The 10,876-nt window shown below is 74.5% G+C and carries 1 protein-coding gene; it reads right to left on the bottom strand.

What is annotated here, in order from left to right:
• Window positions 1-10,876 (bottom strand): non-ribosomal peptide synthetase (locus tag GKQ77_RS18845; protein ID WP_219690084.1); only part of this gene is annotated, 10,876 nt, incomplete at both ends.

A 10,876-nucleotide genomic window follows, 5' to 3' on the forward strand; every position in this document is an offset into this window, starting at 1 on the left:
CTCCCGCCCCTCCCCCGGATCGAGAAGGGCCAGGTCACCCAGGCGACCGTCCGGCGCGTCGGCCATACCGGTCAGCAGGGCACGCAGGCTCTCGCCAAGCCCCTCCACCGTTCCGGCGTCGAAGGCGGCCGGGTCGTAGTCCAGGTTCACGGCCAGGCTCTCGCCGGGTGCCACGACCACGCTGAGCGGGTAGTTCGTCGGTTCCAGGTCCCGCTCCCCCTCCATCGCAAGGCCGTGCCGGGCCATGGCGCCTTCGTCGAAGGGGTAGTTCTCGAAGACCACGAGGGAATCGAACAGGCTGGTGCCGCCGGGCACATCGCTCCACGACTGCACCTGCGCCAGCGAGACGAAGTCGTGGCGCCGCGCCTCCGCCTGGGCGTCCTGCAGCTCGCGCAGCCAGTCGAGGAGCGCGCGCCGCCCGTCGACGCGGGCCCGCACGGGCAGGGTGTTGATGAACAGGCCGACCATCGAGGTGACACCGGGCATGTCGGCGGGCCGGCCGGAGACGGTCGTACCGAACACCACGTCGTCACCGCCGCCGTAACGGGACAGGAGCAGCGCCCACGCACCCTGGACGACCGTGTTGAGGGTCAGTCCGGCGCGCTGGGCGGTCTCCCGCAGCCGGGCCGAGACGTCCGCGCCGAGGGCCATCCGCACGGACTCGGAGGAGGAGGCGCGGTGGGCGTCGGCGGGCCGCCGGTCGCGGGGCAGTTCGGTGGGTGCCAGGAAGCCCGCGAGGGTGGTGCGCCAGTACCGCTCGGCGCGCTCGGTGTCCTGCCCGGACAGCCAGCGCAGGTAGTCGGCGAAGGGCCGCCGGTCCGGCAGTCGCGGGCTGTGTCCCGCCACCAGAGCGGCGTACCGCTCGCACACCTCTTCGAAGACCTGGGCGGCGCTCCAGCCGTCCAGCAGGACGTGGTGGAAGGTCCACACAAGGCGGACCCGGTCCGCCGCGAGCCGGATCAGCGTCAGCCGCATCAGCGGCGCGGCGCCCAGATCGATACCGGCCTCCCGGTCCTCGGCGAGCAGGCGGTCCAGCTCCGGCACGCCGCGCTCGGCGGACCATCCGGTCCAGTCGTGGTGGGTGACGGGCACGGTGGCCCGGTGCCGGACGACCTGGAGGGGTTCCGCGGTCTCCTGCCACACGAGGTGGGTGCGCAGCACCGGGTTGGCGTCGGCAGTCTGCTGCCACGCCTCGGCGAGCGCGTGCGGATCGGTGACGCCGGACAGCACGAGCTGGACTTGGTTGACGTACGTACGGTTGTCGGCGTCGAGCAGGCTGTGGAAGAGCATGCCGGCCTGCATCGGCGTCAGCGGGTAGATGTCCGCGACGTCCCGGCCGTCCCCGGCGATCCGGTCCACGGCGCTCTGGTCGAGGCGGGCCAGCGGGAAGTCGGAGGGGGTACGGCCGCCCGCGTCCGGCAGGGCGCAGTGCCCGACGATGTCGCCGAGCGCCCGCAGCATGGCGTCGGCCAGCGCGGTGACGGTCTCCTCGCGGTGGCGTCCGGCGCTGTAGTACCAGGTGATCTCCAGCTGGTCGTCCTCGACCCGGGCCACGACGTCCAGCAGGTGCGGCCGCTCAGTGTCCGGTGCCTCGGCTCCGCCCAGACCGCCGGGCACCGCCCCGACCAGGGTGCCCTCGTCGGCGGACCAGTCGAAGCGGCCCAGGTAGTTGAAGCTGATGCCGGGTTCGGGCGTGCCGGTGAGCCGGTGCGCGCGGGCGAGGTGGCGCAGTACGCCGTAGCCGATGCCACGGTCGGGTACGGCGCGCAGCTGCTCCTTCACCGACTTCAGCGCGGTGCCCCAGGAACCGGCCGGGACGGACAGCGCGAGAGGGTAGAGCGAGGTGAACCAGCCGACCGTGCGGGACAGGTCGATGTCCTCGAAGAGCTGGTCCTCACGGCCGTGCCCTTCCAGGCCGACGGCGACGGTGTCGCGTCCGGTCCAGTCGCCGAGGGCCCGGCCGAGTGCGGTGAGCAGCACGTCGTCGACGCGGGTGCGGTAGACGCCGGGTACGCGGCGCAGGAGACCGTCGGTGTGGTCGCGGTCGAGGCGTACGGTGACCTCGCGGACGTCGGCCGTGGTGTTGCCGCCGTCGTGGTCCACGGGCAGCGGGTCGGCGCAGGCGCGGGCGGTCTGCTCCCAGTGGCCGAGCTGGGCGGCGAAGCGTTCGTCGTCGCGCAGCCGGGCGGCCCACTCCTGCACGGAGGTGGTGCGGGCGGGCAGCCGTACGGGTGCGCCGGACGCGGCCTGCCGGTAGGCGGTCTCCAGGTCTTCGAGCAGGATCCGCCAGGAGACGCCGTCGACCACCAGGTGGTGGGCGACGAGCAGCAGCCGGGCGCCGTCGGTGGCGGACAGCCGGCCGCCGTCAGTGGCGAACAGCCGGGCGGTGAACAACGGGCCGGTCTCGAGGCGGAGTTCGCTGTGCGCCTTTGCGGTGACGCGCTCCTCGTCCGCCGGGTCGTGGACCTGAAGCAGCTCCGGTATCGGCCCGTCGGCGGCGGCGATGTCCTGCCGCCAGGCGCCCTCGCCATCGCCACCGCCGTCGCCGTCGCCGTCGAGGAGGAACCGGGCGCGCAGGGCGTCGTGGTGCGTCCACAGGGCGGTGAGGGCGGTCCGCAGGGCGTCCAGGTCGATGGGGCCGGCCGTCTCGATGACGACGGACTGGTTGAAGAAGGCGGGGTGCGCGGGGCGCGGGTCGAGGAACCAGTGCTGGATCGGCAGCAGTTGCGCCGCACCCGAGACGGGTTCGGTGCCCGCGACGGCGAGCGCGGCGCCCTCGGTGGCGGCGGCCAGTTCGGCCACGGTGGGGTGCCGGAAGAGGTCGCGGGGGCTGAGCGTGAGCCCTGCCGCGCGGGCGCGGGAGACCACTTGGATGCTGAGGATGGAGTCGCCGCCCAGCATGAAGAAGTTGTCGTCCACGCCGACCCGTGCCACGCCGAGGAGTTCGGCCCAGATGCCGGTGAGGACGCGCTCGGCCTCGGTGCGCGGGGCGCGGTGGGCCTGTTCGCCGCCTGCCGCCCACTCGGGGGCGGGCAGCCGTCGCCGGTCGACCTTGCCGTTGGCCGTCAGGGGCAGCTCGGGCACGGTGACGAACGCGGCGGGCAGCATGTAGTCGGGCAGTCCGGCCGACAGGTGGGTACGCAGCCCGGCGGCGGAGGGCAGTTCGGCGGTGCGGGACGGCACGAGGTGGGCGGCGAGCCGCTTGCGTCCGCCGTCCTCGTACAGGGATACGACGGCCTCGGCGACGGCCGGGTGAGCGGTGAGCCGCGCCTCGATCTCGGCGGGTTCGACGCGGAAGCCGCGGATCTTGATCTGGTCGTCGGCGCGGCCGACGAAGTGCAGCTCGCCGTCGGCGCTCCAGCGCACGATGTCGCCGGTGCGGTACATGCGGGTGCCGGGCGGCCCGTAAGGGTCGGCGAGGTAGCGGGCGGCGGTGGCGCCGGGCCGTCCAGCGTAGCCCCGGGCCAGACCGGCGCCCGAGATGTACAGCTCGCCGGGGATGCCGGGCGGCTGCGGCTGGAGGGTGCCGTCGAGGACGTACACACGAGTGTTGTCGAGCGGGCGCCCGATGGGCAGTACGGCGGGCAGCGGGTCGCCGGAGCGGAAGACGCGGCGGGTGGCGAAGGTGGTGGTCTCGGTAGGGCCGTAGCCGTCGACGACGGTCAGGCCGGGGCAGGCGTCGAGCACCCGGCGCACCACCGCGCCCGGCACGGCCTCGCCGCCCGTCCATACCTCACGGGCGCCGCGCAGGCAGCCGGGGTCCTCCTGGGCGAGCAGGCGGAAGAGGCCCGCGGTCAGCCACAGGCTGCTCACCCGCTGCTCGGTAACGGCGTGTCGTACGTGGGTGGCGTCGAGGTCGGCGGGCGGGGCGAGGACGGCGGTGCCGCCGCGCAGGAGCGGCACCCACACCTCGTAGGTGGCGGCGTCGAAGGCGTGCGGCGAGTGGACGAGGACGCGGTCGTGTCCGGCGAAGGCCCGGTCGAGGGCGAGCGCGGCGACGTCCCGCTGGCGTACCGCGACGCCCTTGGGAGTGCCGGTGGAGCCCGAAGTGAACATCAGGTACTGGACGTTGTCGGGGTGCACGGCATGGTGGGGCACCGGCCCGGTGGGCGGCTCGAAGGCGCCGTCGGCCCGCAGGACGCCGTCACCCGGCAGCACCTCGCGGGCCGTCACCTCCCAGGCGGCGTCGGTGAGCAGCAGGCGGGCCCCGGCCTCGGCAAGCGTCCGGCGCAGCCGCTCGGCCGGCGCCCTGCCGTCAAGCGGCACATACACGCCGCCGGTGCGCACGAGCGCCAGCTGGGTGACGATCAGGTCGACGGAACGGTCCATGAGGACGCCGACCGGGTACTCCGGACGTACGCCCACCCCAGCAAGGCGATCCGCCAACTGACAGGCACGGGCGTCGAGTTCACGGTACGTGAGGTGCGCATCCCCGGCTTCCAGGGCCACGGCGTCAGGAGTGCGGCGCACCTGGGCGGCGAAGAGGTCGGCGACGGTGCTCTCGGGCAGGTCGGTGGCGGTGTCGTTCCAGGCGCGCAGGACCTGTTCGCGGCGCTCCTCGCCGAGCAGCGGCAGCCGGGCGGGCGGGCACGGCGAGGCGGTGGTCATGCCGGTGAGCAGGACGGTGAGGTATTCGGTCATGCGCTCGGCCGTGTCGGCGTCGAACAGCTCGGGGTCGTAGCCGAGGCGCAGGCCGAGCTCCGGGCCCGGGTAAGCGGTGAGGCCCAGCGGGTAGTTGGTGGTCTCGACGCCTTCCAGGCCGCTCAGGCGCAGTCCGTGAGTGGCGGCGAGGTCGTCGTCCACCGGGTAGTTCTCGAAGACGACGATGCTGTCGAAGAGACCGACGCGCTCGGGGAGTCCGGTGAACGTCTTCATCCGGGTGAGCGGCAGATGGTCGAAGCGCCGGTCCTCGCTCTGGTCCTGCTGGAGGGCGCGCAGCCAGTCGAGCAGGGTGCCATCACCGGGGACGGTGACCCGGGTGGGCAGGGTGGTGATGAACAGGCCGGTCATGGCCTCGGCACCGGGCAGCTCGGCGGGCCGGCCGGAGACGGTGGTGCCGAACACCACGTCGTCGCGGCCCGCCTGCCGGGCGAGGAGCAGCGCCCAGGCGCCCTGCACCAGGGTGTTCAGGGTGAGGCCCGAGGCGCGGGCCAGCTCTTCCAGCGCGCGCGTGTCGACCGCGGGCAGCGTGCCGTGGACCGCGTGCGTGGACTCGGCGCGGTGGGCCTCGCGCGGCTCGCGGTCGTAGGGCAGCGGCGTGGCCTCGGTCAGGCCCGACAGGCGGCCCCGCCAGTGCCGTTCGGCCGCCTCCTGGTCGCGCCGCCGCAGCCAGGACACGTACTCCCGGTAGGACGGGCGGTGCGGGAGGGCGGCATCGTCGGGTCCGGCGTGGTGGGCGAAGACGTCCGAGAGCACCTGGAACATGCTCCAGCCGTCGAGCAGCAGGTGGTGGAAGGACCACACCACGCGCACGGCGGTGTCGGAGACGCGGGCGAGCAACAGGCGCTGGAGCGGGGCCCGCCCGAGGTCGATGCCGTCGGCGCGGTCCCTGACCAGCAGCTCGTCGAGACGGGCACGGCGCTCGTCCTCCGTCAGGTCCCGCCAGTCGACGTGGGTGACGGGCACGGCCGCGTGACGCTCCACCACAAGCAGCGGTTCGGGTACGTCCTGCCAGACGACCCGGCCGCGCAGCACCTCGGTGCGGTCGGTGACGTGCTGCCAGGCCGCGGCGAGTGCCGCCGCGTCGGGCACGCCGTCCAGGAGGAACGTCAACTGCTGGACGTAGACGCCACTGTCGTCCTGGGACAGGCCGTGGAAGAGCATGCCGGTCTGGGTGGGCGTGAGCGGCAGGACGTCGGCCACGGCGGCCGGGTCGGCGCCGGTGATCCGGTCCACGGCGGCCTGGTCGAGGCGGGCCAGCGGGAAATCGGACGGGGTCCGCCCGGCGGCGCCCGGGCGGGCGGCGTGCCGGGCCAGGTCGGTGAGCGCGTCGCTGAAGCGCCCCGCGAGATCCGCGACCGTGTCCTTGTGGCCCGCGAGGTCGGCGTAGAACCAGGTGAACTCCAGTGCGTCACCCACGAGTTGGCCGACGACCTCGATGGCGTGCGGGCGCTCGACCGCCGGGTCGGCGTCCAGTTCCAGCGGGCGTACGGTGCCCCGGTAGAGGCTGTCGGAGTCCTCCGGCGTGTCCATGCGGCCCAGGTAATTGAAGCTGATCTGCGCGGCGGCGGCGCGCGGCGCCTTCCCGGGACCGGCGAGCCGGAGCAGCACGTCATGGCCGAGGCCGTTGCGGGGCACGGCGCGCAACTGCTCCTTGACCTGCTTCAGTACGGTGTCCCAGTCGGCGTCCCCGGGAACGGCGAGCGCGACGGGGTGCCGGGTCGTGAACCAGCCGACCGTGCGGCTGATGTCCAGCTCGCCGAAGAGTTCCTCGCGGCCGTGTCCCTCGACGTCGACCACCACCCGCTCCCGGCCGCTCCAGCCGCACAGCGCCCGGCCGAGCGCGCCGAGCAGGACGTCGTTGGCCTGGGTGCGGTAGGTGTCGGGCAGGGTGCGCAGCAGGGCCGAGGTCGCCTCGGCGCCCAGGCGCACGGTGAGCGACCGCTGCTCGGCGTAGGTGCCGGGGCCGCCCGTCAGTGCGACGGGCAGGGCGGGCCCGGACGCGGACTCGGGGAGCGCTTCGGCCCAGTACGCGCGCTCGTCGTCGAAGCCGCCGTCCGCCGCGTGGGCGTTCAGTCTGCGGGCCCACTGCCGCAGCGGCGTGGACTTCGCGGGCAGTGCCGCGCCGCCGTCCTCACCCGCGCGGCGGGCCCGGTAGGCACGGTCCAGGTCCTCGAGGAGCAGCCGCCAGGAGACCCCGTCGACCACCAGGTGGTGCACGGCGAGGTGCAGCAGGTGGGACGCGCCGTCGTCAGGGGCGTGCAGCACGGCCCGCAGCAGCGGCCCCCGGGTGAGGTCGAACGGGCCGAGGTGCGGCGTGTCCGTCTCCGGACCGGTGTGGCGGGCCAGTTCGAGGCGGGGTGCCCGCTCGTCGATGTGCCAGCCCACCGGGTCCTCTCCCGTGAAGCGGGAACGCAGGGCGTCGTGGTGGGCGACCAGGTCGTTCAGCGCGTCCTGCAGCGCCGCCGGGTCCACGTCGGCGGGCATGCGGAGGGAGAGCGCCTGGGAGAAGTGGCCGGCGCGTTCGCCGACGGCGTCGAACAGCCACTCCTGGATGGGAGTCAGGGGGGCCGTGCCGGTGGGCGCCTCGGGTGCGGGCGCGGCTTCGCGCGGCCCGGCCGCCGCGTCCGCGCAGTGCGCGAGGGCGGCGACGGTCTGGTGCTGGTAGAGGTTCCGGGAGGTGAGCGGCAGGCCCTCCTGTCTGGCGCGGGCCACCACCTGGATGCTGAGGATCGAGTCGCCGCCGAGTTCGAAGAAGTTGTCGTCGACGCCGATGCGCTCCTCCCGCAGCACCTCCGCCCAGATCCGGGCGAGGGCGCTCTCGGTGGGCGTCCGGGGCGCGACATGGCGTACCGCACGTGCGGCGGGGCCGGGGCTCGGGAGGCGGCCGCGGTCGAGCTTGCCGTTGGGGTTGAGCGGCAGGGCGTCCAGTATGACGACGGTCGTCGGGACCATGTAGTCGGGCAGCGTACGGCCGAGGTCCCGGCGCACCGCCTCGGGTTCGGCGCGCTGACCGGCGGCCGGGACGACATAGCCGACCAGGCGCCGGTTGCCGTCACCGTCGGTGGCGGCGACGGCCGCCGCCTCCGCCACGCCCGCGCAGCCGCGCAGCGCCTCCTCCACCTCGCCCAGTTCGATGCGGAAGCCGCGCACCTTGACCTGCTGGTCCGTGCGGCCCATGTATTCGAGTGCGCCGTCGGGACGTCGGCGCACCAGGTCGCCGGTGCGGTACATGCGCTCCCCCGGCGCGCCGAACGGGTCGGCGACGAACCGGGCGGCGGTCAGTCCCGGCCGGTTCAGATAGCCGCGGGCCAGGCCGCCGCCCCCGAGGTACAGCTCGCCGGGGACGCCGACGGGCTGCGGCCGCAGGGCGGTGTCCAGTACGTAGGTACGGGTGAGCGCCACCGGGTCGCCGATGGGCGGGGCCTGCTCCGGCAGCCGGTCACCGCCGAACCAGGCGGTGGCGTAGACGGTGGCCTCGGTGGGGCCGTAGACGTTGGCGATCCGGCAGCCGGGCATGGCGGCCCGCACGTCCTGCGCGGTCTGCGCGGGCAGGGCCTCACCGGCGAGGACGACGGTGTCGGCCCTCAGGGGTGCCGTGCCGCCCGCGACGAGCCGGGACACGACGGACGGCACGCCGCTGAGCAGAGTGGCGCGCCGGGGCCCGGCGCCGTCGGCGAGGGCCGGCAGGTCGGCGACCACCTCGACGGTGCCGCCTGCCACCAGGGGGCAGATCAGTTCGAACACCGAGACGTCGAAGTTGAGGGAGGTGGAGGCGATCACATGGGCCAGGCCGTCGGGCCCGAACCGCTCCCCCGCCCACGCGGCGAGCGCGGCGGCGCTGCGGTGGCTGACCACCACGCCCTTGGGGCGGCCGGTGGAACCCGAGGTGTAGATGACGTACGCGGGATGGTCCGGCAGCAGCGGCCGGAGCCGGTCGGTGTCGGTCAGCGCGGTGTCGGCCAGGGCGGCGTCGACCAGGGCGGCGTCGGTCTGCTGGGCGTCGGGCGCGTCCGGCGCGGCGCAGTCCTCCAGGAGCAGCGGTACGCAATCCGAGGGCAGCGCGGAGGCGGTCTCACGGGTGGCCAGGACGAGGGCGGGCCGGGCGTCGTCGAGCATGAGGCGGACCCGGTCGGCGGGGTAGGCCGGGTCGACCGGGAGGTAGCCGGCGCCCGAGGCGAGCACCGCCCACAGCACGGGCACGAGGTCGGCGGAGCGCGGCAGGCAGAGCGCGACCAGGCTCTCGGGGCCCGCGCCGCGCGCGACGAGCAGGCGGGCAAGACGGGAGGCGCGCCGGGTGACTTCGGCGTAGTCCAGCCGGACGTCGCCGCAGACGACGGCGGTACGGTCCGGGGTCCTGGCCGCCTGTGCGTGGAGCAGTGCGGGCAGCGTGCCGTACTCGTTCTCGCGCGCCGCGCGGGCCGGCGGATTCCACCTCTCCACCAGCGTGCGCTGTTCCTCGGCCGCGAGCATGGGCAGTTCGGCCAGCCTGCGGCCGGGCGCGTCCGCCATGCCCTCCAGGAGCCGGTGCAGGTGGGCGGTCATCCGGGCCACGGTCGCCGCGTCGAACAGGTCCTTGTTGAACTCGGCGGTCAGTACGCAGCCGCCGTCCGCGTCCGGCGTGAACTCCAGGACCAGGTCGAAGCGGGCGGCGGGGCGGGGCAGCGGGTGTCCGGTGACGCGCAGTCCACCGGCGGGCGGCAGTGCGGGAGAGGCGGTCTGCTGCACGACGAGCACCTGCACCAGCGGGGTGCGGCTCGGGTCGCGGGGCGGGGCCAGTTCCTCCACCACCCGGTCGAACGGCACCCCGTCGTGGGCGAAGGCGTCGAGCACCGTCGTCCGCATCGTCTCCACGAACCGGTCCACGGTCGCCCGTTCGTCCACTTCACCGCGGAGCACCACGGTGTTGGCGAAGAAGCCCGGCACGTCCTCCAGGTCCTGCCGGCCCCGCCCGTTGGTGACGGTGCCGAACGCGATGTCCCGCTGTCCCGAGTAGCGGGAGAACAGCAGCGCGGCGGCGCCCGCGAACAGGGTGAACGCCGTGGTGCCGCGCCCCGCGGCCAGTTGCCGCAGCCGGGACATCAACTCCGCGGGCAGCACGTGCCGGTGGGTCGCGCCGACGGTGGTGCGCTCGGCGGGACGCGGCCGGTCCGTGGGCAGCTCCAGGTGCTGAAGCCCCGTCAAGTGCCGCTTCCAGTAGGCCAGGTCGGCGGTGTCCGCGTCACCGGCCCGCTGCCGGCGCTCCCAGACGGCGAAGTCCGGGTACTGAACGGCGGGCGGCGTCAGGCCGTCCGGTTCACCCGTCGCCTCCGCGTGGTAGAGGACTGCGAGTTCACGGGTGAGGATGCCGACCGACCAGCCGTCGGTGACGATGTGGTGCTGGGCCAGGAGCAGCAGGTGGTCGTCGTCGACGAGCCGGACGAGCAGCGCCCGGGTGAGCGGTCCGGCCGCCAGGTCGAAGGGGTGGCCCAGCTCCTCGGTGAGCAGTTCCTCGGCGGCCTCGTCGCGCCGGGCGTCGGGTATGCCGGTGAGATCGGCCGTCCGCAGGGGTACGTCCGGCTCCGCCGCGACACGCTGGACGCCCTGGCCGTCGACGGTGGGGAACGAGGTGCGCAGGGAGTCGTGCCGGGCCGCGAGCCGGAGCAGGGAGCGGTGCAGCGCGTCCGGGTCCAGGGGGCCGCGCAGCCGGAGGGAGACACCGGTGTTGTACTCGGTGCCGCCGTCGGTCAGGTCGTCCAGGTACCAGAGCCGCCGCTGCGCGCTGGACAGTGGCAGCCCGCCCTCGCGGGGGGCCGGCGGGATCGGCTCGGGCGGCGCGGCGGCGGAGGGGTCGGCGAGCAGGGGCGCGAGCGCGGCGATGGTCCGCGCGGTGAACACGTCCCGCACGGTCAGCCGGACGCCCAGGTCGTCCCGGACGCGGGCGAGCACGCGGGCGGCGAGGATCGACTCACCGCCCAAGTCGAAGAAGTCGTCGGTGACCCCGACCTCGTCGACGCCGAGGGCATCCGCCCAGATCCCGGCGAGTGCCCGCTCCTCGGCCGTCCGCGGCGCCACATGACCGGCCGACACGGACCGCTCCGGCGCGGGCAGGGCCCGCCGGTCGATCTTGTTCTGCGGGGTGAGCGGCATCCGGTCGAGCACCACGACGGCGGACGGCACCATGTGCCCGGGCAGCACACCCGCGAGGGCGGCGCGCAGGGCGGCCGGGTCGAGGGGG

The sequence above is a fragment of the Streptomyces anatolicus genome (genome assembly GCF_019400875.1).
Classification (GTDB): domain Bacteria; phylum Actinomycetota; class Actinomycetes; order Streptomycetales; family Streptomycetaceae; genus Streptomyces; species Streptomyces anatolicus.